A 24933-nucleotide genomic window follows, 5' to 3' on the forward strand; every position below is an offset into this window, starting at 1 on the left:
GGCCCTAATCATGAGCAAGCTTTGTGAATATTATTTCGCGCCGCATTCGCCTTTCGCCTATCTGGGTCACGCCCGCCTGGTAGCGCTTGCCAAGCAGTACAATGTCAAAATAGTATTGAAGCCCTGCGACCTGTCCAAGGTCTTCAACACCTCCGGCGGCTTGCCGCTGGCCAAGCGCGCCCCTCAACGGCAAGCCTACAGGCTGGAAGAACTACGGCGCTGGAGCGAATATCTGCAAGTACCACTGAATCTGCAGCCGACGTTCTTCCCGGTACAAAGCGATAACGCAGCAAAGCTCATCATCGCAGCACAACTGGCGCACGGTACAGAAGCCGCCCTGGCGCTAACCGGCGCTATAATGCGGGCTGTCTGGGCCGAACAGCGCAATATCGCCGATGACGCCACACTGGTTGCGATCGCCGCGGATCTAGGCCATGACGGAAAAACCTTACTGAAATCTGCCGAAACCGCCAGCGTCCAGAGCGAATTCGATCGCTTCACCGAGGAGGCGATTTCCGCCAACATCTTCGGCGCCCCTTGGTACGTCGTCGACGGCGAGGCATTCTGGGGCCAAGACCGGCTGGATTTCGTCGAACGCGCGTTCGCCAAATAATTTCTTGATTAAGAGGCTGTTGCAAACACAGATGGCCAGGCGCTCCGACGAAGACAGTACGATTAGTGCGACTAGGAGGGTGTAGCAGGGATTTCAGACGACATTGTCGTCTGCCTGCGGAACGGCCCGGGCTTGCAAGCCTGGACGCGCCCTGCAAGGGCAACAACGCCAGATGTATTTGCAATAGCCTCTAAATAACTAAGGGAGACTCGAAAACCTAGAGAGTCTCCCACTTTCACCTCTACGGATAAAGGGTTCCCCATCATGTCGCATCAATCAACAGAGAAACACTCCTATTTTTGCCCCTGCCCGCGCGGGCTGGAAGGCGCATTAGCCGAAGAACTGAATGAGATTGCTCAGCTCGGCTCCCCTGCGGTGACCCTCAAGGTGCATACCCAGGTTCCTGGCGGCGTTCATTGCTCCGGCTTGCTGAGCGATGCCTGGCGCGTCAACCTGCACTCGCGGATTGCCAGCCGGGTGCTGCTGCGCCTGACGCACGGCGCTTATAAGAATGAAAACGATATTTACGACATGACGCTGGAACAGGAGTGGGAAAGCTGGTTTCCGGTCAGCCACACTATCCGGGTCGATGTCACTGCGGTGAAATCGCCGTTGCGCAGCCTGCAATTCACTACGCTCAAGATCAAGGACGGCATCTGCGACCGTTTCCGCGATCTGTGCAATGAACGGCCTTCGGTAGACACCGGCACACCGGACATGCGCATCGTCGGCTTTCTCGATGCCCATAATTTCACGTTATATCTCGACACCTCCGGCGAAGCCCTGTTCAAGCGCGGCTGGCGCGCCGAGACCGGCGATGCGCCGCTGCGTGAAAACCTGGCGGCAGGCCTGTTGCGCACTTCGGGCTGGAAGCCAGGTACAGTCCTGTTCGACCCGATGTGCGGTTCCGGCACTATTCTGATTGAGGCGGCCCAGATCCTGGCTGGCATCCCGGCTGGCGCCCGGCGTCATTTTGCATTTGAAAAATTCAACGATTTCGAGAGCGCAAAATGGCTGGCCATCAAAGGCAGCTTCAAACCGAATCCTTTGCCGACGACGCCGACCATTTTCGGCAGCGACATCTCAGGCGACATGGTGCAGATTGCCGCAAACAACCTGCGCAATGCAGGCATTCTCTTCGAGGTGCCGATCAAACAGATCGAAGCGCAGGAAGTCAAACCTCCTAGCGATGTGGAGAGTGGCATCATGTTGACCAATCCACCGTATGGCGAACGGATTGGCGTGCGCGGCGACAGCACCCTGAGCAGCGATGACTTGCTGACCGCCTTCTTCACTGCCTTCAGCACCACGTTGAAACAACGCTTCGCCGGCTGGAGCATCTTCCTGTTCTCGGCCGACCTCGGGTTGCCAAAGCTGCTGCGCCTGAAAGAGGCGCGCAAGACGCCGTTCTTCAACGGCGCCCTGGAATGCCGTTTGTTCCGCTTCGATATGGTGGCCGGCTTCAACCGTCGCGAGGCAGCCAAGCCCAAGGCCGAATGACAATCTGGCCTGATTAGCAATCCTCTCTTGAAACAAGCGCATTCTTTGCGCTTGTTTTGCATCCGGCCCCCTCCCTCACAATTTCCCTGCTGCAATCAAAAAGACCCTGCAACGTTTACTTTATCGTACAGCGTACCTTCCTGTCCCCACGTGCCTCCGCGGCAGTTGCCCATCCGCGTATCCTTAGCATTGCCCTGACGCATCATCGCCAGCCCAAGTGCTATTGCCAGCAAAACATGATTCTGTAACACCTCGGCACGATGCGCTAAAAGCGCTTGCATTCCCCGTCCAAGTAGCGAATAATACAAATACGAATTGTTCGCATTTACGAAAAGGACTGTTATGAGCCACTCGATACGACGCGAAGTACAGCTTGAGAAAGCCCCGGTATCCAGCATCACGAAGTCAGTTGCATCTGCGGTCACACGTATTAAAAGCCAGGATCTGTTCAAGCAAATGCGTGAGCTTGAAATCGATCATGGCGGCAGAATTTATAAACTCAGGCTAACCCAGCTGAACAAGTTGATCCTGACAGCTTAAGCACGTATCGCAAAAGCAGTTTTCATTCGCCAGAACTTGTGAAGCCCGCCTGCAACAAACGGAAGCCAGCCAGCGAGTCACACTAGGTAGGAGTACTTGATGGTCTCGGAGAAAATCAATCCGGCTTTCGTAGAGCCCAACAGCGCACCGGCGCAACCGGAACTGCTGGTCTCGGCGGTACTGCACCTGATGTCGCATTACACCGTAAACAGCCAGGAAGCCAGCGGTTGCGTCAAGCTGGCTTCGGTGATCGAGCGGCATTTGAAGGCGCTGGCCGATTTGCCCAATCTGGCGCCGGTGTTACGCGCCACCTGCTTGCAGTTGTCAGAACAGTGGGGCACTGTGGTAGAGAGCACCATGCCGCCGCCGGAAAAATACAATCTGTTCAGCAGATTGGTTACCGGTAATCGAGCATGTTAGAGAAGTTTCAATAAACCATAAGGCCGCAATAGCATCTTTGTCGGCCAACTTTTATTTTTAATCTGCCTTCCACTATGGCAGTAAGGTCCAAAATGATCGTTTGTGTATGTAACAACGTCTCTGATAGAAAAATCCGACAGGCTGTCGATTCAGGCATGACATCCATGTCTGAATTGCGCGAGAACCTGGGGATTGCCACCTGCTGCGGCAAGTGCCATTCCTGTGCAAAAAGCGTATTGCGCGAGTGCCTTGATAACAAGGCGCCTGCAGCCCTTCGTCACGTTCATGCAATGGTGTTTCAACAAAATATACAAGCCGCTTAGTGCCGGATGGAATGAGCGCAACCATGTCGTCAGTAGCAATCAGTTATCCTGCGCTTGCATGGAAAAAGATCAAACGCATCGGCCCGCTGGGAACGATCCTGTTGCTTCATGTCGCCTTCTTCTGGGCGCTGGAAAGTGGTTTGATTCATCAGGCTGCACAAGCCATGCCGAAGGAAATTTTCGCCAGTTTCATCACTCCGGAAAAAGCGCCTGAACCACTGCCGCCCGTTCCGCAGCCGGTAGCGCCGAAAACCGTAGCCATCGTCAAAAAGAGCATTACGCCTCCGCGCCCCACGCCCGTCATCAACAACACACCGTCGGAAACCGCAATTTCAGTACCGACACCATCACCCCAACCGCAGCAACATGAAGAAGCACCTGCCGCGCCAGCCCCTGTTCCGGCTCCCGTTGCAGCGCCGGCACAGCCACGCACGATTACCTCCGGCGTCGAATATATCCAGCCGCCCGATGTGAAATATCCAGCGATTTCCAAGCGCATGGGCGAAGAAGGCAAGTCGGTCATCCGTGTCCTGATCAATGAAAAAGGACATGCGGAGCGGGTCGAAGTGCAAAAATCATCTGGTTCGACCCGTCTCGACGATGCTGCCAAACAAGCCGTCATGCGCGCCTTGTTCAAACCATACACGGAAGATGGCAAGGCGCTGCCGGTATTTGCCATCGTGCCAATCAATTTTCAGTTATCCAATTAATCAAAGGTGCAGCCAGGCTTAGCCAAGCCGAGCGCCAATGTAGCCGCACTCACATTACAGTTACAAGGGGAAGTCATCATGGAAGCAAGTCCATACGGATTAGAGGCGCTCTGGGGCCAGGGCGATTTCGTTATCAAAAGCGTCGCAGTGCTATTAGTCGCAATGTCGATCGCGTCGTGGTACGTGATCTTGACCAAGGCATTGCAAATCCTGCGCTTCCAGCGCGCAGCGCATGCCGCCGGACACCAATTCTGGGATACCACCAGCCTGCCGGAAGGAATTGCCACGCTGGGTAGCGAAAACCCGTTTGCCGAAGTCGCGCAGGCAGGCGTTTCCTCAATGCGCCACCATGCTGCGCACAAAGGTCATCTGCACGACCAATTATCGGTCAGCGACTGGGTCACGCTGTCTTTGCGGCAGGCAATCGACGAGGTCTCAGGCAAGCTGCAGGCAGGCATGGCGGTACTGGCTTCCGTCGGTTCAACTGCACCTTTCGTGGGCTTGTTTGGCACCGTGTGGGGCATTTATCACGCATTGGTGTCGATCGGCACATCCGGCCAAGCCAGCATCGACAAGGTCGCCGGCCCGGTCGGCGAAGCGCTGATCATGACTGCACTCGGCCTGGCGGTGGCGATTCCTGCCACCTTCGGCTATAACGCCCTGGTGCGTGGCAATAAGACCATTATCGCCAAATTGAATAAATTCGGCTTCGACCTGCACGCTCTGTTTGTGACAGGTTCCCGCTCCAGCAATAATGAAGCGGACAGCGCAAGCGGTGCCGGCGGTTCAGGCAATGGCGCCAAACTGGTCGCCGTGAAAGGTGCATGATGGGTATGGGCTCCCTGTCCGATTCGGACGACGATTTCAATCCGGAAATCAATACCACACCGCTGGTGGACGTGATGTTGGTGCTGCTGATTATCTTCATCATGACCATTCCGGTGATGAACCATGCGGTCAAGATCGATCTGCCGCGTGCAACCAATCAGCCTGACCAGACCAAGCCGGAAAACATCAACCTGGCGATCGACGCCGACGGCAAACTGTTCTGGAACGAAGAGGCGATAGACCACAACGAACTGACCTCGCGGATCGCGACAGCAGCGCAAAAGCAGCCGCAACCGGAGTTGCATTTACGGGCGGCACGTACCGTGCAATATGAAAAGGTAGCTCAAGTGATGGCTGCAGCGCAGTCGGGTGGCCTGGGGAAAATCGGTTTCGTTACTGAACCTGACGCCAAGTAAGACTAGTCGCCGACATCCTCCAGGGCCTGTGCATCTTTCATGCACGGGCCCTATTCATTTCTGGCGACGATAAACTCGCACTATCTTGAGCTCACCTGGGTACTTTACCGATGCACAAATCACAATGAAAATGATTCGCGCTATCTAATGATGAAAAAGCTTTTTGCTTGCGCTATCATGGCTGCGATTTCGGTTGAACTTCGGTTATACGACGCTCCGATCATGTGAGAAGCCGGCATAAATACTGAGTTACCGTACTTTATCGCCGCCCCACTCTGCCCCAACACCATAGCGAGGTCCCCCATGCAAGGCGAAAAACAAATCATCACGCTGCTCAATGCGCAGCTCACCAACGAACTGACAGCGATCAACCAGTACTTCCTGCATGCCCGCATGTACAAGCATTGGGGCCTGGAAAAACTCGGCAAGAAGGAATACGAAGAGTCGATCGGTGAAATGAAACACGCCGACAAGCTGATTGACCGTATCCTGATGCTCAACGGATTGCCGAACCTGCAAGCATTGCACAAGCTGATGATCGGCGAATCGACGCCGGAAATGCTGGAATGCGACCTGAAACTGGAGCAAGGCGCGCAGAAAACCGTCAAGGAAGGTATCGCCGCTTGCGAAAAAGCCGGAGACTACGTGTCGCGTGAATTGTTCGTGGAAATTCTCGAAGATACCGAAGAGCATATCGACTGGCTGGAAACACAGCTCGATCTGATCGACAAAGTCGGCCTGCAAAACTTCCTGCAAAGCCAGATGGAAGCCTGATTGGCGATCTGAACCGACACCAGTCACAAATACAAAGCGGCTCCCGACATCACGTCGGGAGCCGCTTTTTTTCGTCCTTACTGCTCCGAAGCCAGTAAGCGGCGCATAGCGGAGTCGGGGCTCACTTGCGGCCCGGTCACCTCGACCAGTTTTCTCTTGCTGGTCTGGCCGTGAGTGATGATTACCTTGCTGCGCGACACGTCGAGCATCTCTGCCAGGAAGCGAATCAGGGCTTCGTTCGCCTTGCCTTCGATGGGTTGCGCCTGCAGACGCACCTTGAGGACGCCTTCAAGCGGACCGATTACCTGACTTTTCCTCGCATTCGGCGTAATCTGCAGCGCCAGGCGAACACCACCGTCTATCGCAGAGCACCAGGACGCACCCGGGGCTGCAAGCGCGCCAGTGACCTCCTGACGACTCATGCAACCATCGTGATCAGATAAATCACCAGCTGATGTACTACGCGCAAAAGTATCAGGGCCGCCAGCGGCGACAGGTCGACATTACCGATCAGCGGGATGATCCTGCGCAGAGGCCGCAACAACGGCTCGTTGAGAGCCCGCACGAAGGGAGCCAGAGGAGCATTCGGATTAACCCAGCTAAAAATCGCTTCAATGATCAGCAATGCGATCAGCCCATAGAAAACCCACTGGAAAAAAAGCAATGCCGACAGACTGAAAATCAAAGAAGCGTTGAACGCCGACCTGACGCCAAGCTCAAGAAGAATACAGATGACCGCGACCAGCACAGCAGCGATCAGGCTGGCCCAATCGTAGCCGCCGACCCCTGGCAAAACCCGACGCATCGGCTTTACCGCCCAGTCAGACAGGGTAAAGATGAATTGCGCAAGCTGTTGCGGCGGCCGTACGCGCACCGCCTGAATCCAGAATCGAAGTAACAGGACACCGCCCAGGACGCTGGCGATGGTTTCGATAATCAAGCTAAATATATTCTGCAACACGACGTGTTTCCTTTTCCAGATGGGGCAGTGATTCGGGCTGGGCGGCAGCGATGTAAGCAGGCCGTTGCAGCCAATATACTAGAACTTATTTGATAAATCTTGGCGATATGCGTTCTCCCTGCATGCTCGAATAAAGGAGAAAGAGATTTCAAATGAGCAGATAACCGCCATCGTAACGGCTATTTCACATTGATCGGAATAGGCGTCGACATGCTGTGACGCCAATCGGATGGGGGAATATCGGCAATGCTTGCCATGCTCCGGAAAATAAAAACCCGCTGGATAGCACTAGGCTATACAGCGGGCGATGCATCTGAATCAGATCAGATGCGCTGGCAAGCCCTGATTAAGGACGTGTGCCAGTTGGGAACGGCCAGGCTGCTGCCGGATTGAGCACAGTCTTTACGGCTGGCTCAGCTGCTGCAGGTTTTGCAACTGCCTTCTTGGCTGCAGGTTTAGCTGCTGCCTTTTTTACAGCTGGCTTTGCTGCCGCTGCAGGTTTGGCGGCAGGTTTAGCTGCTGCCTTAGCTACCGGCTTTTTTGCTGCTGGCTTAGCCGCGACTTTCTTAACTGCCGGCTTTTTTGCCGCTGGTTTAGCTGCTGCTTTCGCTACTGGCTTTTTTGCTGCAGGTTTAGCTGCTGCTTTCGCTGCCGGCTTTTTTGCCGCTGGTTTAGCTGCTGCTTTCGCTGCCGGCTTTTTCGCTGCAGGTTTAGCTGCAACTTTCTTTGCTACCGGCTTTTTCGCTGCAGGTTTAGCTGCTGCTTTCTTAGCTACTGGCTTGGCTGCTGCTTTAGCTACTGGCTTCTTCGCTACAGCTTTCTTAGCAACTGGCTTCTTAGCTGCTGGCTTGGCTGCTGCTTTAGCTACTGGCTTCTTCGCTACAGCTTTCTTAGCAACTGGCTTCTTAGCTGCTGGCTTGGCTGCTGCTTTAGCTGCAGGTTTCGCGGCTGCTTTAGCTACCGGTTTTTTCGCTACAGCTTTTTTAGCAACTGGCTTCTTAGCTGCTGGTTTTGCTGCTGCTTTAGCTACTGGCTTTTTAGCCGGAGCTGCTTTCTTCGCAGCGGGTTTCTTCGCTGCGGCTTTCTTTGTTGCTGTTGCCATTTTGTTTCTCCTTCACGTGATGGAAAAAATCAAGCTCCAAGTTGGAAACCCGACGAACCCATCGCGATGGGAACGGCGGATTATTCATCGGCGCAATCAACTCTGCTTGCGCTAATGAATTCGGCACCAGCTGAACTGCTCCATCCCCTCATTGATGCAGCACTTCAGCCATTATTGGCCAAGGTCTTTTCACCAGTTCCACGACTGGAGAAAAGGTATTCGCGACGCCTGCCGGCGGCGATCCTTAGCCAAAAAAACGCCAGCGGCTAGGCCGGCGTCGGAATTCTGTTACAAAAATTTTTAGATTTTTCCAAAGAAAACGCCGCCAAACCCGACTGAATCGGGGTAAGCGGCGACAACAGATAAGTACGTTTCTGTCTTTGGTTGTTCATTAAGTTTGGAAATCACCTTTCAGTTTGCAGACTTTTTTATGTACTAAGCGCTGCAGGTCTCCTCACCTCATCCATCTACTACGATAATTCTTGTCCGAGATCTGAAGCCTTTATTCCCAGTTCAGTGCACCGCCGGTTTGGTATTCGATCACACGAGTCTCAAAAAAGTTGCGTTCTTTTTTCAGATCGATCATCTCACTCATCCAGGGGAAGGGATTTTCTTCCTGAGGGAACATCGGGTCCAGTCCGATCTGTTGCGCGCGGCGATTTGCGATGAACCGCAAATACCCTTTGAACATTGGCGCATTCAAACCGAGCACTCCACGCGGCATTGTATCCTCTGCGTAGCGATATTCCAACTCCACTGCGCTTAAAAACAACGCTTTAATTTCATCGCGGAATTCAGGCGTCCACAAATGCGGGTTTTCCATCTTGATCGTGTTGATCAAATCGATCCCGAAATTGCAGTGCATCGACTCGTCGCGCAGAATGTATTGATACTGTTCGGCGGCGCCCATCATCTTGTTCTGACGGCCCAGCGCAAGGATCTGCGTGAATCCGACGTAGAAGAAAAGTCCTTCCATGATGCAAGCAAACACAATCAGCGAGCGCAACAATTTCTGATCGTTTTCAGTCGTACCGGTCTTGAACTCTGGATCGGTCAACGTATTGATAAAGGGGATCAGGAATTCGTCTTTGTCGCGAATCGATTTGACTTCGTGATACGCGTTGAAGATTTCGGCTTCGTCCAAACCCAGCGATTCAACGATGTATTGATAGGCGTGGGTGTGAATCGCTTCCTCGAAAGCCTGGCGCAACAGGTACTGGCGGCACTCCGGCGCAGTGATGTGGCGATAGGTGCCGAGCACGATATTGTTGGCGGCGAGCGAGTCGGCTGTGACGAAAAATCCCAGGTTACGCTTGACCAGGCGACGTTCGTCATCCGTCAGGCCGTTCGGATTCTTCCACAGCTCGATATCGCGCTGCATGTTGATTTCCTGCGGCATCCAGTGGTTGGCGCAGCCGGCCAGGTATTTGTCCCAGGCCCATTTGTACTTGAAAGGCACCAACTGGTTGACGTCGGTATGGCCATTGATGATGCGCTTGTCGGCAGCATTCACGCGATGGGTGACATCGACCACGGGTGCTGCAGTGGCTTGCCCCACCAGCGATGGATCCAGTGCGGCATCAGACATTTGCGAACGAGCCGAAGGAGCAAACGCTGGCTGCGCACCTTGTAAATGCGGTTGCGGCGGCATGGCCGGAGCACGAGGAGCGGGTGCTGAACTTGTTTCTTCATCCCAGGAGAGCATTCTTTTTCCTTTTATCTTCATCAGGCGGAGCAAGGGAAATCACCCTGCTACATGGCATCACCGCTTTGCGCCGCCATTTTCTCTTTACAATCTGACCGTTCTACCTGGTCAGTCGGAGGTCTGTTGCCCAGCTACGCTGGTTCGCCACCGGTGTTGGCAAGTGGCACGACCTCACAATTTATAGTGTGACTGCTTGCTTGTTGCGAATTATTGGCAAGCTTCGCACTCTTCAAACCCTGGATCGCCAGGACGCATCGTGCATGCCGGACCATCCAGCTCCATTGGCTCCGCCGCAATTGGTGCAGTGCCGTAAGTCGCTGCTGCGCCGCCGCTGATGCCGCCATCTACCGACACCGCATTCAGTGCGCCGGTTTTCGAGGTCGACTTCTCGGTATGCGTCGCGCCGATGGTGCGCAAGTAGTAAGTGGTTTTCAGACCACGCAGCCATGCCAGCTTATAGGTTTCATCCAGCTTCTTGCCCGATGCGCCTGCCATATAGATATTCAACGATTGCGCCTGGTCGATCCATTTCTGGCGGCGCGATGCAGCTTCCACCAGCCAGGACGGTTCAACTTCGAAGGCCGTCGCGTAGATGTCGCGCAGATCTTGCGGAATGCGGTCGATCTTGGCCAGGCTACCATCGAAATATTTGAGGTCGGAGATCATGACTTCATCCCACAGACCACGCGCTTTCAAGTCACGCACCAGGTATTCATTGATTTCGGTGAATTCGCCAGACAGGTTCGATTTCACGTACAAGTTCTGGTAAGTCGGTTCGATACAAGCCGATACACCAATAATGTTCGAGATCGTCGCCGTCGGGGCAATCGCTACGCAATTCGAATTACGCATGCCGAATTCCTTGATACGGGCGCGCAGTTCGGTCCAATCGAGCGCTGCCGACATATCTACCTCAAGGTAGCCGCCACGCTCTTCCGCCAGCAATTTCACGGAATCCTGCGGCAGGATGCCACGATCCCACAGGGAACCGCGATAGCTGCTGTAACGGCCGCGCTCTTCCGCCAATTCGGTCGATGCCCAATATGCGTGGAAGCAAACCGCTTCCATCGAATTATCCGCAAATTCAACCGCTGCTTTCGAAGCGTAAGGTACGCGCATCATGTGCAGGCAATCCTGGAAACCCATGATGCCGAGACCAACCGGGCGATGCCGCAAATTGGAATCGCGCGCCTTCTTCACTGCATAATAGTTAATATCAATCACATTATCCAGCATGCGCATCGCAGTATTCACGGTTTTCTGCAATTTGGCGTGATCCAGCTTGCCGTCCTTCATGTGCGCAGGCAGGTTGACCGAGCCCAGGTTACAGACCGCGATCTCGGATTCGTTGGTGTTCAGCGTGATCTCGGTGCACAGATTAGAACTGTGAACCATGCCGACATGCTGCTGCGGCGAACGGATGTTGCATGGATCCTTGAAGGTAATCCATGGGTGGCCGGTTTCAAACAGCATCGACAGCATCTTGCGCCACAAATCGAGCGCCTGGATTTTCTTGAACAGGCGCAGCTCGCCGCGGGCAGCCTTGGCTTCGTAGCCGGTATAGGCAGCTTCGAAGGCCTTGCCGACCTTGTCGTGCAAGTCCGGCGCATCGCTAGGCGAGAACAAGGTCCACTCGCCCTTTTCCATCACGCGCTTCATGAACAGGTCTGGAATCCAGTTGGCGGTGTTCATGTCGTGGGTGCGGCGGCGGTCATCACCGGTGTTCTTGCGCAGGTCGAGGAATTCCTCGATGTCCATGTGCCAGGTTTCCAGGTAGGCACAAACCGCGCCCTTGCGCTTGCCGCCCTGGTTGACCGCCACAGCAGTGTCGTTCACCACTTTCAGGAACGGCACCACGCCTTGCGACTTGCCGTTAGTGCCCTTGATATGGGCGCCCAGCGAACGCACCGGCGTCCAGTCGTTGCCCAGACCGCCGGCGTATTTCGCCAGCAAGGCGTTTTCCTTGATCGCTTCGTAGATGCCGTCGAGATCGTCGGCCACTGTCGTCAGATAGCAGGACGACAGCTGCGAGCGCTGCGTACCGGAGTTGAACAGGGTTGGCGTCGAGCTCATGAAGTCAAAGCTGGACAACAGGTTGTAGAACTCAATGGCGCGCACTTCGCGGTCGACTTCGTTCAGCGCCAGGCCCATCGCTACACGCATATAGAACGCTTGCGGCATTTCAATACGAACGTCGCGCACATGCAGGAAATAACGATCGTACAGTGTTTGCAGGCCGAGATAACCGAATTGCAGGTCGCGTTCCGGCTGCAAGGCCTCACCCAGTTTCGCCAGGTCGAATTGCGCCAGCTTGCTATCGAGCAGATCGGCTTCAATACCCTTTTTAATAAATTTCGGGAAATATTCAAGGTATGCAGCCGGCGCGTCGGCTTGCGCCACTTCCTTGCCGAACACTTCTTTACGGATTGTGTGCATCAGCAAACGCGCAGTAACCGTACTGTATGCGGGGTCTTTTTCCATCAATGCGCGGGCGGCCAGGATCGCCGACTTGTGCAGTTCTTCAACCGGTACGCCGTCGTACAGGTTCTTGACGGTTTCAGCCAGGATGGCTTCCGCGTCGACGTGTTTTTCCAGGCCGATACAAGCTGCCGTGATCAGGTCGCGCACCTGGTTCATGTCGAGCGCGCGGCGCTGGCCATCTTCGGTAACAAACAGTTCCGTACCGGCAGTTACTGGTTTGGCGGTGGTCTGCTGTTGCGAACGCTCTTCCATGCGCTTGGCGCGATACAGCACATAGGCGCGCGCCACGTCATGTTCGCCTGAACGCATCAGGGACAGTTCAACCTGATCCTGGATATCTTCAATATGGAAAGTACCGCCATTTGGCTGACGACGCACCAAGGCTGCGACAACGTTCGATGTCAGCTGCTCGACCAGTTCGCGCACGCGCGCCGATGCTGCACCCTGACCACCGTTGACGGCGAGGAATGCCTTGGTAACGGCGATCGAGATCTTGGATGGCTCAAAGCCGACCACGGCACCGTTGCGGCGGATAATTCTGTAGTCGCCAAAACTGCTGGATACCTTGACGGGAGAGCCGCTACCGGTTGATGGCGGAACACCAGCGACTTCGGCTGATGATTTAACGGAAATTTCTTGAGTAGATTGCACTGAGCCTCCCGAGACTGTGTGAAAGCAGACGAACTCATTACGTCTGCAGTTATTAATTAGAACCTTGGAACCGTTGATGGTTCAGATACTGCTGTTGCCGCTTCATTCACTCTATTACAGGCGACCTGTCGGCAGACGTTCATGACAGATCAGATGCCCAAACCAAAATGATTAAAAAAGAAAAAATAGCGTTAAGAATAGATATACAAGTACGGCAAAAGGGGTAAGACAAAAAAGGGGTGCAACGGTGACCGACAACAAATCCAGAGACTGCTTAGCAGTCTGTCCGACACCTGTATTTATACTGATATGAGTACAAAAACAAAACACCACACGGTGGACAGACCCTGCAAAACCAGCCAATGAAGAGGTACAACAAAACACTACATATAGTTTTCTGGATTTGATTTTTACTAATTGTAGTACCTAGCCCCGACTGATGCAATCCAAAAGTGGGATCTTTTTTATATGTAAAAAGAGACTATTCAATTGACTTTTTTGTCTATGACAGGAAAGCGCAAGGGCAGTTTGCCGGATACTTGCGGCGTATGCCCGGCTAAGGCTTGCTGGTATTGGGTCCAGTCGAAAAATGGACCAGGATCAGTTTTTCTGCCGGCGGCGATATGCTCATGTCCGGCCACTGCCGCCAATGGATAACGCAACAACAAAGCATAGGTCAAGGCCGCCAGCGCACCATATTGCATTTCGGAAAATTTTTCGAAATCGGTCCCCTCCAACTCGATCCCGATCGAAAAATCATTGCATCGCTCGCGCCCATCGAAAGAAGAAGCGCCAGCGTGCCAGGCGCGCTCATTGGCCGACACAAACTGGATAACGCCACCGTCGCGCAATATCAGGAAGTGTGAAGAAACCCGCAACGGGCGCAGTTGCTCGAAATAAGGATGGGCATCATACGCCAGCCGATTGCCAAACAGGTCGGCAATATAGGAACCGCCGAACTGGCCTGGCGGCAAACTGATGTTATGGATCACCAGCAAATCAATGACATTGCCGTCCGGCCGGGCATCGCAATTAGGCGATGACTGGCGCACAACTTCATCGGGACGGCACCAGCCGTCGGCGCCGACTTCAAAGTAAGGGGGAACTGTGTTCTGCTCCGTCATTATTACCTCGGGGTCTATTAATATATGATTTGTGAGATGCGTTCAAGCCAAAACGTGTGGTGGCAAGGCGCGTGGCGTCGCAGGGGCAGGCCGCGCCTAGGCCTGCAACGCCTGCTGCGCGTTCGTACTCCCAAATCATATGCTAATTGGCTCCTAATCCTGTTCGTGAATCGATAAACGCTGCATCCGATAGCGTAGCTGGCGAAAGCTGATACCCAGCAGATCGGCTGCCTTGGTCCGGTTAAAATGCGTGCGCGTCAGTGCGCGCCGGATGACATCGCGTTCAATATCATCCAGGTAATCCGGCAGCGACGGCGGTAATTCGGATCCGCTTAATAACGATGCCGTAGTTGCCGCAACCGGTGCGAAGCTTGCCGGCAAAGTTGCCAGGCCGGCATCCGCCTCACCGTCACCCATGCCTTGAGACTCTAACGGACGGCCATTGCCGCCCCCCTTCAAGCCGAGATCTGCGACCTCGATGACGCCATCATTGGCAAACGCCAATGCACGCTCCAGAATATTTTCCAGTTCACGCACATTTCCCGGAAACGCATAGGAACACAACACCGCCATGGCCGCCGGCGTCAACGTCACCGGCACCGCCTGCGGTGCAAACGCCGCCAAGCGTCCTAACACCGTATCGATGAGTAAACCAAGATCATCCAGACGTTCACGCAGCGGCGGCAATTTTAATTCGATAACATTCAAACGATAGTACAAATCCTGGCGAAATCTACCTGATTCGACACACTCGGCCAGATTCTGGTGCGTAGCGCTGATCAAACGGACATCCACCGGCTCTTCCACCGTTGCCCCAACCTTGCGCACGCGCCGCTCTTGAATCGCCCGCAATAGCTTGACCTGCATCGCCAGCGGCAGATCGGCAACCTCGTCCAGCAACAGCGTGCCGCCGTTGGCAGCCTGGAAAAATCCTTCGCGGTCATCGGCGGCGCCGGTAAACGCGCCTTTCCGGTAGCCGAAAAATTCAGCCTCCATCAGAGCTTCCGGGATGGCGCCGCAATTGACCGCTACAAACGGCTTGTCGGCGCGCGGGCTGAGCGCGTGAATATCGCGCGCCGCCAACTCCTTGCCGCTGCCGGATTCGCCGGTAATGGCTACCGGCGCCATGCTGCGCGCCAGACGCACGATCTGGGTCCGCAATTCCTGCATCGCGGCAGATTGGCCGATCAGGCGTAATGAGGTATTGCTACGTGCTTTGGCATCGCCTGGCTGGCGCGGACTATCTGCCGGCTTACCGATACGCAATGCCGACTGCACCATCAAACGTAGCTGATCTAACGCTACCGGTTTCGACAAATAGTCGAAGGCGCCGGCTTTCAATGCGACCACGGCATTGTCAGCGCTGCCATAGGCGGTAATCACGGCGATCGGGATCACCTTGTCGCCATTGGTGACTTCGCGCACCAGCTCAATGCCGAGACCGTCCGGCAACCGCATATCGGTCAGGACCAGTGCATAGTCGTTGGCTGCGAGATGGCTGCGCGCCGCGGACAGGCTGTCGGCACTGTCGACATCCAGCCCCATCTTGACCAATGCGATCTCTAACAATTCGCGCAGATGGGCTTCGTCGTCAACGACCAGAATACGGGGTGAAGTCATGGCAATGGTCTTTTTAAGTCAGTTCTAGTCAGCTAATGACAGAGGATCATGGGGAGCAAACGCAATAACAAAACGACCACTCACATGGCTGGAATTCTGTCCTTGAACATCATGCCGGTATTCGTAATCAAGTAATGCGCCGTTATTCAAACACAACTCGCGCGCTAAAAACAAGCCCAGTCCGGTACCTTTGCTGGACGTGGTGTAAAACGGCTCAAACAGATGGGCCCGCACCGCCGGCGAAATCGGTTCGCCATCATCCTGCACATGAAGTTCCAGGCGCCCAGCTACGCTGGACATGATGTGCAAACGCATACCGCCAGGCCGGCCGCTGGCATAACGCACTGCATTCGACAGCAAATTGGTCACCACCTCCCGCAAATGTAGCGGATCGAACCAGACGCTGTAGCGATCCTCCGGGTCAAGCTGCAAAACAACGGCGCCAGGCCCGACAGCGTGGGTTTGCTTGAATTCATTGACGATATCATGCAGCAGCGGCACCAGTTGGATCGGCTCCATCTGGCGTTGCGCCTTACGCGACAGTTTCAGGATATCTTCGATCATGCGGTTCAGACGCGCGACATTATCTTCGACAATCGTCAGAAGACGGACCTGCGTCTGACTCACGGCCTCTTCCGACAGCAATGTGGCTGCATAGGAAATCGACGCCAGCGGATTGCGGACTTCATGCGCAATGCTGGCGGTCAGGCGCCCCATCGCCGCCAATTTCAATTGCTGCGCCTGGTTTTCTATTTCACTGACGTCTTGCAGAAAAATGACCGCGCGGTACTCGCTCAATTCGCGCATTCTGACCGCGGCAAAACGCACTTTCAAATGCGCCGCCAGCTCACGCCGGCCGCTCCAATCAATGGCCGCTGCCTCCAGGCCAAGATCGTCAGTATGTTTGATGGTGACAAATACTGCCTCTCCAACTACCGGAGAACCGCTTCGAGGCAGATCGCTAACCCGCGACTCCCAGGCAAACAGAGCGTCGGTGATCGGCGCCAGCAACGTATAGTCGCTCAGTTTGTGGCGCGGCTCGTCGTCGGTCAGCGAAAAGGATAGCCCCAGCATGCGCTCAGCCGCAGGGTTGGCCATGATCAGCGTGCCGATCGGATCGACCACCAGCAAGCCGTCGCCCATGTCCTTGATCGCGATGCGGTTGATATCCATTTGCACCCGTAGATCCCGCCCGCGCTGGGTCGCCAGCTCTTCCTGCTTGATCAGCTTGTGCGCCAGCCGGTTAATCACCAGTACCGCAAAGAAGAAGGCGCCGCCGTACAATCCGGCTTGCACGGTGGAGATGTCGGGAGCCGACTGCAAAATCTGATAGCCGCTTTCCGCCAGCAAGACCATGGTTGCGATCGATACGAACAACAGCGCCACCAGCAACGGCGCCAGAATCGCCGCGCCGGCCAGGGGAAACAGGTACAAGATCGCCAGGCCGCTTTTAGCGCCGCCTGCGCCTATGTACAAAATCGATACCGCGACCAGGTCGACCGTGATCGGCAGCACAATCTGCGGCATGTAGTGCCGACGGTGATACGCCGTGACCAAAGTAAAGACGATGGCGCACAGCAGATAGGCTCCACAGGTTTCCGGGTTCGTAACCAGCTGTGAAAACCAGATTTCGCTTCTGCTTTGACTGCTGAGATAAGCCAGCATCACCATCGCAACCACGATCCGCGTTACGTTGAATGTTTGCAGCGTGCGCCAGAAAGTATCGGGTTTGTCGCTCAGCGGGGCGAGACGGGGGCCGGAGCTGGTCATGCGTAATTTTCCTGTCTCACAATGAATGTTGAAATCGCAGGCTGGCCGCGCTTGGCGGGAGCCCGGAGTAAACGCGGCGATTCAATGCGTGATTGGGTTAGGAAGCATGCAGGCGACGGTGTTCCGCACTACAAAAAACTGCGCCGGAAGCATCGGCAATCGCTTCCGATGCTGGAAAATGCATGCCGCAATGCGCACAGGCCACCATGGCCTCAGCCTGCACGGGCTCATTTGCGGCGGAGGCCGCTCCGCCAGGGCCAGGAAATGGCGAACCGCCCGACGAAGGCCGGTCTTGGCCAAGATTTTTTTTCAAGCGCTGCAGCCAGACAATGACGGCCAGCACAATGATAATTAAGATAAGAAATTTCATACCAATACCCGATGCAACACAACTTCAAGCACGAAACGGCTCCCTACATACGCCAGTAATAAAATGGCAAATCCAGTCAGTGTAAAACTGAGCGCGGTACGGCCACGCCAACCCTGCCATCTGCGGCCCGCCAACAGTAAGCCAAACAGCGCCCATGACAACATGGTGAAAATGGTCTTGTGATCCCATTTAAAGGCCTTGTTAAATAATTCCTCGGAAAAGACCACACCCGACAACACCGTCAGCGTTAACAGGAAAAATCCAAAGGCAATCAGACGGAACAACAGTTTTTCCATCGTCAGCAATGCCGGCAGACGATCAAGCGCCAGTCCGAACCAGCCGGCTTTGACGCCGCCCGGCCGAGTGTGCAGACGCGACTCCTGCAACACCATCAGCACTGCGTGGAAAGCCGCAATCGTCAAAGTGCTGTAAGCCAGGATGGAAATTACGATATGCCACAGGAAGACCGGCGATTTACCATTCAACGGCACCATATTCCCCGGAAATATCGCCGGCAACACCGCCGCCAGCGCGGCCATCGGCAGCACCAACACCCGCAAACCGTCCAGTGTGTAATTGCGATTTTCCAGCCAGTACGCCGCTACCGAGACCCATAAAGTAGCCGACAGCATCATCGAAAATCCGACCCGCAACTCCTCCGGTCCGACCACGTCGGCCCACAGCACGCCGCCATGCAGCAACCAGGCGGCGGCGACTACAATCGAAATAGTCTGGCGCCGGCTCGACGGCAAAAAGGTGCAGCCTATATAAAACAACGCCACCAGAATGAAAAGAGAAGTTTGCATCGTGTAAGTTTACAACATGTGGCGTCTGCGCGGCGTGCTCAAACAAGGCAAACATTGATGCAGGCACAAGCAATCTGCATTTCTTGCCACTTACGCACTATTTCCATTTTGCCATTTTGACGCCCGGCGGCTTGTTACCTGTCCTTCCTGAATGCTAGGTCTTTGTCCCGCATCAGGTAAAATGGCGAGATAAATAGCTTTTAACTACAAGCATTACTGTGTCCGGTGAAAGTGCGTTGGCCTCTTGGTAGATCTATGTGGCCTATAAGTTGCGCACAAACCGGTTCACATTGACCGATTGCACCTCTTCTGGAAACGCTGCGTACCCATGCTCGACAATCTTACCCAACGCCTCGCCAAAGTCGTCAAAACCATGCGCGGCGAAGCGCGCCTTACCGAAACCAACACCGCAGACATGCTGCGCGAAGTCCGGCTGGCTTTGCTGGAAGCCGACGTTGCCTTACCCGCAGTGCGCGAATTTATCGCCAACGTTAAACAAAAAGCGCTGGGCGAAGAAGTCATTGCCTCGCTGACCCCAGGCCAGGCCTTGGTCGGCGTGGTGCAGCGTGAACTGGCTTCGCTGATGGGCGCCGATCTTGGCCCAGAGGCCTCGCAACTGAGTTTTGCCACCCAGCCGCCGGCGATCATCTTGATGGCAGGCCTGCAAGGTGCGGGTAAAACCACAACCGTCGGTAAGCTCGCCAAGTATCTGCGCGAGCAAAAGAAGAAAAAAGTACTGACTGTTTCTGCCGACGTCTATCGTCCGGCCGCGATCGGCCAGTTGCAGACCGTGACGGCGCAAGTCGGCGCCGACTTTTTTCCGACCGAGATTACCGACAAGCCGGTGGATATTGCACTGGCCGCGTTGGACTACGCCAAGCGCCATTATCACGACGTCCTGATCATCGATACTGCCGGCCGCCTGGGTATCGATGAAGCGATGATGAAGGAAATCAGCGCCATCCACGCTGCCGTCAAGCCGATCGAAACCCTGTTCGTCGTCGACGCCATGCTCGGCCAGGATGCAATCAATACCGCCAAAGCCTTCAACGATGCGCTGCCGCTGACCGGTATCGTACTGACCAAGCTGGACGGCGATGCGCGCGGCGGCGCAGCGCTGTCGGTCCGGCATATCACGGGCAAACCGATCAAGTTCGCCGGTACCGCTGAAAAACTGGATGGACTGGAAGCTTTCGATCCTACCCGCATGGCCAACCGCATTCTCGGTATGGGCGATATCCTGGCGCTGGTTGAAGAAGCGCAGAAAGGCGTCGATGTTGCTGCGGCCAAGGATCTGGCGCACAAAATCAAGGGCGGCGGGAAATTCGACCTGAACGACTTCAAGGCGCAGCTCGGCCAGATGAAGAAAATAGGTGGCCTGTCGAACCTGATGGACAAGCTGCCAGCGCAATTCCAGCAAGCCGCGGGCGGCGCCAATATGGACCAGGCGGAGAAGCAGGTACGTCGGATGGAAGGCATCATCAACTCAATGACGGCCCAGGAACGGGCAAAGCCGGAGCTGATCAAGGCTTCACGCAAACGCCGCATCGCGGTCGGCGCCGGGGTCCAGGTCCAGGAAGTCAACCGCATGCTGTCGCAATTCGACCAAATGCAGTCGATGATGAAAAAGCTCAAGGGCGGCGGCATGATGAAAATGATGCGCGGCATGAAGGGCATGATGCCAGGCATGCGCTAAACGGCCAGCAGCCTCTGCCGCACGATCCGAAAAGCCTTGCAAATCATTGACTTGCAAGGCTTTTCACAAGTTTGACGCCATTTCAATATCCCTCACGCCGGCTACAGGCACTCATTGTTACCTGCCCCGAATCCCGGCCCACCATCACAATCGCCCGCTCAAGCGCGCCAATCCGGCGTTTCCCTCGGGCTAAGAAGCGCTTATGCTTCCGTACCAAAACCCGCACAAACCCATAAAAAACACTTGCATCGCCAAGAAAAGCACAACACTATTAGCGATGCGTGCTTGACGCATTTTTCCCCATATCCCTGAAGGAGGCTCAAAGATGGCCACAGCAGCAAAAAAACCAGCGACAAAGAAAGCTGTCGCACCAGCCAAAGCACCGACTAAATCGGCACCGAAGGCAGCTCCTAAAAAAGAAACTGCAAGCGGTACTGTAGCGCGCAAGCCGAACGCAGCGTTCATGAAACCACTGACACCATCAGCGATCCTGGCTGCGGTTGTCGGCGCGACCCCATTGCCACGCACTGAAGTCACCAAGAAAGTTTGGGAGTACATCAAGAAGCACAATCTGCAAAATCCAGCAAACAAGCGCAATATTGTTGCAGATGACAAATTGAAAGCTGTCTTTGGCGGCAAAAAAGAAGTGTCGATGTTTGAAATGACAAAACTCATTTCCGATCACTTGAAATAATGCTTGGGGCCTAGCTGCAATCCATTGCATCGCCCTAGGTGCCAAACAAAAACGCCCGCATCGCGCGGGCGTTTTTGTTTCCGCAGGATTCTCTTCGCCACCGGATCAGCCTGCAGGTTTTAGTCGAGCAAATCCGAATAATCGATTTCGGCGTAACCCACCAGCGTCTTCCATGGCAATACCTTAGGCGCGTCGATCACGCTGACCAGGGTTTCACGGCGCGTGCGTCCATGCTTGTCGGCCGATTCTACCTTGCGTGGATACTGACCCTTGACGTCCCAACTGACGCGCACAGTCAAATCGCCGCGCTTGCTTTCGTATTGCTGGACGCCGTCCTTGACCGGTCCCACCACGCGCATGCCTTTCAAACTCTGCGGGTCGCTCAGATAAAACGTGCTACCCCAGCTTCCGTTGTATCCAATATTCCCGTAGTACTGGGAATCTACTTTGACGCTGCGCCGCTGATCACGCTCGACCAGGCGCGCATCCAGCGCGCCGTCAGCCAGACGCCGCACCCACATCGGCGCACTACCTGCATCTGGATGACTATGGCCGCCATGATCGTGATCGTCGCCAGCCTGGCCGGCAATCACGCGTTCGGTCCAGACCTGATCGTTGCGGCGATACAGGCGCTCTGTGAAAGTCGTTTCGCGCTTGACGCCATCTCGCCCGATTGTCATCGCATAGTGCTGGACCTGCAGGTTCTGGTCTGGGCCGCTAACGTTTTCCGCCGCCAGCGCGCCAGACATTTGCGCTAACATTCCCAGCACAGCAGCCATCGTCGCCAATCCCATTTGGTATTTTTTAAAGCACATCGTTTTTCCGCCAAAAAGATGCCGCCATCATCACGATGGCGGCTTAAGTACTACTCAGGAAACCGTATTACAAACCAAGCGCGTTCTTGACCTTGCCGAACACCTTGATGTTTTCAAAGGTGCCTTTGAAACTGTCGCTGCCGGCGCCCGCCGAGAACAGCATGACGTCGCCGCCACCGTGCGTTTCCGATCCAGGCGAACCCGCAAAGCGCACACCGACTTGCTGCAGATAGTCGTCAGCCTCGGTATCGACATTGGTCAGGTCGGCATCTTCCGGCCTACGTGGCGCGCTGCCGTTGCCAAACACCAGCGTGGTGTATGGTTTGCCGTCTGCCGCCAACGCCAGTTTGCCGTCGTAGTAATTGGCGACCTTGCCGAGGATCGGATTCCCGCGCTTCGGATAGCCATTGAAGCCAATCGCGTGGTCATGGTCAGCGGTGACCACGATCAAGGTATCTTTCAAATCAACCAGCTCCAGCGCTTTCTTGATTGCTGCATCGAAAGCCAGCGTATCTTCCAATGCGCGCTTGGCATTGGTGCCGTGCAAGGCATGGTCGATACGGCCGCCTTCCACCATCAGGAAATAACCGTTCGGATTTTTCTTCAACACGCCGATAGCTTTTTCCGTCATTTCTGCCAGGCTCGGCTGGTCCAGCTTCTGCTTGACGCGATCCAGCTCGTAATCCATATCGCTGGCGGTAAACAAGCCGAGCAGTTTGCTTACGTTGGCGGGATTGACGTTCTTCAACTCCGTACCGGAAGCGACATAGGTATAGCCGGCCGCCTTGAACAGGCTCAATGGATCGAGATTATCGTTACGCTTGCTGGCCGGGTTCGATTTCGGCAGGAAATGGCGTAAGCCTCCGCCAAGCAATACATCGACGCCATCCTTGAGCGCGACGTTGTAGCGTGGCGCGCCTGGCGTCGCCTGTTCTGTGATGGTGTTGTAAGCGTCGCGGTTGCAAACGTGCGCATAAGTCGCTGCTGGCGTGGCATGGCTGATGCGCGTGGTGCTGACGGCGCCAACGGCCTTGCCAGCGCCCTTCGACAATTCCAGCAAGGTTTGCACCGCCTGGCCGTTGCCGGCGACGCAGGTGGAGTCGGCATTGGTTTGATAGGGCTTACCGTTGGCATCAAAGGCATTGGTATCGGACGACATCGAGATGACGTCATTCTTCATTTTGACGCCGGTCATGTACGCTGCCATCGATGGCGCGCTGTCGGTAGTCTGACCGTCCAGCGAGAATGTCTTGATCCGCGCCGTGCGGTTCAATGTCTCCATCGTCAGACGCCCGGCTTCGCCGTGGCCATAGATACGTGCCGCCGTGACGGTCACAGGCCCCATGCCGTCGCCCAGAAAGAAGATAACGTTCTTGGCTTTGGCCGCGACGGCATCTGCGGCGATCACATGGGTCGCAAACAACGAAGACAGCGCACAGGCCATGGCGCATTGATAAATTCGATACTGGAACCGCTGCTTGTTTTGCTGGCTAACTAGCTGATTGATTTTCATGTCTGACCTTTGTAAATGCGCGACAAATTCTGTTTATTATTTGATGGCCTCACAGGCCGACGGCCTTCTTCACCAGCCCGAATACCTCGGTGTTGTCGAGCACGCCCCGAATGTTTTCCGCACCCATGCCTTGTGCGCCGATAAAGACATTGGTGCCGCCGTGCGTTTCGCCGCCCGCTTCCGTCGGAATCACCGACTCTTGCATATAGTCTTTGTCCGCCACCTGCATATCAGACAGCGCGCCGCGTGCCGCTAGGTGGTTCGGACCATTGCCAAAGCCAATCACGGTATATGGATTGCCATTGATGTCACGCTCAGGCTGGCCGGTCAGGACATTCTTCACCACGCCCAGTACGCCAGGTTCGCTGCTAGTAGTCTTACCGGTACGCTTGGCATAGCCGTTCAACAAGATCGAATGATCGTGGTCGGCGGTGACAACCACTAGGGTGTTCTTCAGGCCTGGATCGACTTGCTGCATCTTGTCCAGCGCAACCTTGATTGCATCGTCGAACGCGACGGTTTCCTGCAAGGCGCGACGGGCGTTAGTGGCGTGCAGCGCATGATCGATACGGCCGCCTTCCACCATCAAGAAGAAACCCGTCTTCTTGCTGTTCAATAGATCGATCGATTTGCCGGTCATCTGCGCCAGGCTAGGTTCCTTGGTCGCATCGCGGTCGAGGTCGTAAGTCATATGGTCCTTGTTGAACAGGCCCACCACTTTCGTTGCGGAATTGCTGATCTTATCGAAATCAGCAAAATTTGCCGCATAGGTATATCCCGCGGCCTTGAATTCAGCCACCAGATCGCGGCTGTCGCTGCGCTTGCTGTCTGCATCGGTCTTGGGCAGGAAATGCCGGCGGCCGCCGCCAAAAATGACATCGACGCCATTGGTGAGCTTGCCGTTGAAACCGACGCCCTTCGGCGTCAGCTGCGCCGCAATATTGTTTTCACCGTCGCGATGACAAATATGCGAATAGGTCGCTGCCGGCGTGGCATGGGTAATCCGCGTAGTAGTGACGACACCGGTGCTGTAGCCCTTGGCTTTCATGATTTCCAGCAAGGTATCGGCCGGCGTGCCGTTGCCACTCGGACAAGTACTGTCCGCGCCGCTGACATAGCTCTTGCCGCTAGCGTCCCGAGCGCTGGTATTCGCCGACATCGAGATCACCTCATTATTAGCCTTGACCCCTGTCATGTAGGCGGCCATCGATGGCGCGCTGTCGGTGACCTGAGCGTCGTTCGAATAGGTTGTCACAAAACCGGTTTCCGGCAAGGTATCGACGGTCAGGTCGCCGTCCTCGCCCACCTTGTAGATGCGTGCTGCGGTCATGGTGGTGATGCCCATGCCGTCGCCCAAGAAAAAGATGACGTTCTTTGCTGCCGGCTTGACCTCCGGCCGTTCAATCGGTGTATCCACTATCGAATTGCTGGATCCGTTGCACCCCGCCAACGCCACCGATGCCGTAGCAGCGGCAATCAACATGCTGAATTTCATTCGTCG

At 55.1% G+C, this 24933-nt stretch carries 24 protein-coding genes; 12 read left to right on the forward strand and 12 right to left on the reverse strand.

The window, feature by feature from the left end; genetic code table 11:
* Nucleotides 1–10 precede the first annotated feature (10 nt).
* The 9 genes from LT85_RS21845 (at nt 11) to bfr (ending at nt 6124) form a co-directional block, all read left to right on the forward strand.
* Nucleotides 11–613 (forward strand): 2-hydroxychromene-2-carboxylate isomerase, encoded by a 603-nt coding sequence (locus tag LT85_RS21845; protein ID WP_038493161.1) that lies wholly within the window; start codon nt 11–13, stop codon nt 611–613.
* 264 nt (nt 614–877) lie between these two features.
* Nucleotides 878–2113: a THUMP domain-containing class I SAM-dependent RNA methyltransferase gene (locus tag LT85_RS21850; protein ID WP_038493163.1), complete on the forward strand. Its 1236-nt coding sequence runs from the start codon at nt 878–880 to the stop codon at nt 2111–2113.
* A 342-nt stretch (nt 2114–2455) separates the two neighbouring features.
* Nucleotides 2456–2653 carry a hemin uptake protein HemP gene (gene hemP, locus LT85_RS21860; RefSeq protein WP_038493167.1) on the forward strand — a complete coding sequence of 66 codons (198 nt, stop codon included), beginning with the start codon at nt 2456–2458 and terminating at the stop codon, nt 2651–2653.
* Between the two features lie 99 nt (nt 2654–2752).
* A complete protein-coding gene (locus LT85_RS21865; protein ID WP_038493169.1) occupies nt 2753–3073 on the forward strand; it encodes a hypothetical protein in 321 nt (106 codons plus the stop codon).
* 92 nt (nt 3074–3165) lie between these two features.
* A complete protein-coding gene (locus LT85_RS26260) occupies nt 3166–3396 on the forward strand; it encodes a (2Fe-2S)-binding protein (protein ID WP_081992621.1) in 231 nt (76 codons plus the stop codon).
* Nucleotides 3397–3419: 23 nt separating this feature from the next.
* Nucleotides 3420–4106, forward strand: a complete 687-nt coding sequence (locus tag LT85_RS21870; RefSeq protein WP_081992623.1) for an energy transducer TonB — start codon at nt 3420–3422, stop codon at nt 4104–4106.
* Between the two features lie 78 nt (nt 4107–4184).
* Nucleotides 4185–4934 (forward strand): MotA/TolQ/ExbB proton channel family protein, encoded by a 750-nt coding sequence (locus tag LT85_RS21875; RefSeq protein ID WP_038493173.1) that lies wholly within the window; start codon nt 4185–4187, stop codon nt 4932–4934.
* The gene (locus LT85_RS21880) at nt 4934–5350 is read left to right on the forward strand and encodes an ExbD/TolR family protein (protein WP_038493175.1); all 417 of its coding nucleotides are present in this window, start codon (nt 4934–4936) and stop codon (nt 5348–5350) included. Before LT85_RS21875 ends, LT85_RS21880 begins: the two co-directional genes overlap by 1 nt.
* 303 nt (nt 5351–5653) lie before the next feature.
* The gene (gene bfr / locus LT85_RS21885) at nt 5654–6124 is read left to right on the forward strand and encodes a bacterioferritin (RefSeq protein WP_038493178.1); all 471 of its coding nucleotides are present in this window, start codon (nt 5654–5656) and stop codon (nt 6122–6124) included.
* 77 nt (nt 6125–6201) lie between these two features.
* Here the strand turns inward: bfr and LT85_RS21890 are convergent, their stop codons facing one another.
* Nucleotides 6202–6546: a DUF167 domain-containing protein gene (locus LT85_RS21890; protein ID WP_052135392.1), complete on the reverse strand. Its 345-nt coding sequence runs from the start codon at nt 6544–6546 to the stop codon at nt 6202–6204.
* Entirely contained in the window at nt 6543–7085 is a 543-nt protein-coding gene (locus tag LT85_RS21895) for a YggT family protein (RefSeq protein ID WP_038493180.1), read from the reverse strand. The genes LT85_RS21890 and LT85_RS21895 overlap by 4 nt, the downstream gene beginning before the upstream one ends.
* A gap of 389 nt (nt 7086–7474) precedes the next feature.
* On the opposite strand from LT85_RS21895, the gene LT85_RS27720 reads away from it, so the two are divergent.
* Nucleotides 7475–8302 carry a hypothetical protein gene (locus tag LT85_RS27720; protein ID WP_156117612.1) on the forward strand — a complete coding sequence of 276 codons (828 nt, stop codon included), beginning with the start codon at nt 7475–7477 and terminating at the stop codon, nt 8300–8302.
* 387 nt (nt 8303–8689) lie between these two features.
* On the opposite strand, the gene LT85_RS21905 is transcribed toward LT85_RS27720, so the two are convergent.
* From LT85_RS21905 to LT85_RS21935, 7 genes are all read right to left on the reverse strand, one after another.
* Nucleotides 8690–9892 (reverse strand): ribonucleotide-diphosphate reductase subunit beta, encoded by a 1203-nt coding sequence (locus LT85_RS21905; RefSeq protein WP_038493182.1) that lies wholly within the window; start codon nt 9890–9892, stop codon nt 8690–8692.
* 207 nt (nt 9893–10099) lie between these two features.
* Complete coding sequence (locus LT85_RS21910) at nt 10100–13024, reverse strand: ribonucleoside-diphosphate reductase subunit alpha (RefSeq protein WP_038493184.1); 2925 nt, start codon at nt 13022–13024, stop codon at nt 10100–10102.
* Nucleotides 13025–13509: 485 nt separating this feature from the next.
* Nucleotides 13510–14148, reverse strand: a complete 639-nt coding sequence (ampD, locus tag LT85_RS21915; protein WP_038493186.1) for a 1,6-anhydro-N-acetylmuramyl-L-alanine amidase AmpD — start codon at nt 14146–14148, stop codon at nt 13510–13512.
* A gap of 153 nt (nt 14149–14301) precedes the next feature.
* A complete protein-coding gene (locus tag LT85_RS21920; RefSeq protein ID WP_038493188.1) occupies nt 14302–15768 on the reverse strand; it encodes a sigma-54-dependent transcriptional regulator in 1467 nt (488 codons plus the stop codon).
* 24 nt (nt 15769–15792) lie between these two features.
* Nucleotides 15793–17538, reverse strand: a complete 1746-nt coding sequence (locus tag LT85_RS21925; RefSeq protein WP_038493190.1) for a sensor histidine kinase — start codon at nt 17536–17538, stop codon at nt 15793–15795.
* 97 nt (nt 17539–17635) lie between these two features.
* Complete coding sequence (locus tag LT85_RS21930) at nt 17636–17908, reverse strand: PP0621 family protein (RefSeq protein WP_038493192.1); 273 nt, start codon at nt 17906–17908, stop codon at nt 17636–17638.
* Nucleotides 17905–18714, reverse strand: a complete 810-nt coding sequence (locus tag LT85_RS21935; RefSeq protein ID WP_038493195.1) for a cytochrome C assembly family protein — start codon at nt 18712–18714, stop codon at nt 17905–17907. The genes LT85_RS21930 and LT85_RS21935 overlap by 4 nt, the downstream gene beginning before the upstream one ends.
* A 328-nt stretch (nt 18715–19042) precedes the next feature.
* Here LT85_RS21935 and ffh point away from each other — a divergent pair, with 328 nt between their 5' ends.
* Both ffh and LT85_RS21945 read left to right on the forward strand, forming a co-directional pair.
* Nucleotides 19043–20410, forward strand: coding sequence for a signal recognition particle protein (gene ffh / locus LT85_RS21940; protein ID WP_038493197.1), 1368 nt, complete (start codon nt 19043–19045; stop codon nt 20408–20410).
* Between the two features lie 325 nt (nt 20411–20735).
* Nucleotides 20736–21104, forward strand: coding sequence for an SWIB/MDM2 domain-containing protein (locus tag LT85_RS21945; RefSeq protein WP_038493199.1), 369 nt, complete (start codon nt 20736–20738; stop codon nt 21102–21104).
* Between the two features lie 119 nt (nt 21105–21223).
* Here the strand turns inward: LT85_RS21945 and LT85_RS21950 are convergent, their stop codons facing one another.
* The 3 genes from LT85_RS21950 to LT85_RS21960 all read right to left on the reverse strand — a co-directional run bounded on the left by LT85_RS21950 (nt 21224) and on the right by LT85_RS21960 (nt 24927).
* On the reverse strand, nt 21224–21919 hold the full coding sequence (locus LT85_RS21950; protein ID WP_052135393.1) for a hypothetical protein: 696 nt from the start codon (nt 21917–21919) through the stop codon (nt 21224–21226).
* A 67-nt stretch (nt 21920–21986) separates the two neighbouring features.
* On the reverse strand, nt 21987–23363 hold the full coding sequence (locus LT85_RS21955; protein ID WP_172657051.1) for an alkaline phosphatase: 1377 nt from the start codon (nt 23361–23363) through the stop codon (nt 21987–21989).
* Between the two features lie 118 nt (nt 23364–23481).
* A complete protein-coding gene (locus tag LT85_RS21960; RefSeq protein WP_038493203.1) occupies nt 23482–24927 on the reverse strand; it encodes an alkaline phosphatase in 1446 nt (481 codons plus the stop codon).
* Nucleotides 24928–24933 lie beyond the last annotated feature (6 nt).

It is taken from the genome of Collimonas arenae (assembly GCF_000786695.1).
Classification (GTDB): domain Bacteria; phylum Pseudomonadota; class Gammaproteobacteria; order Burkholderiales; family Burkholderiaceae_D; genus Collimonas; species Collimonas arenae_A.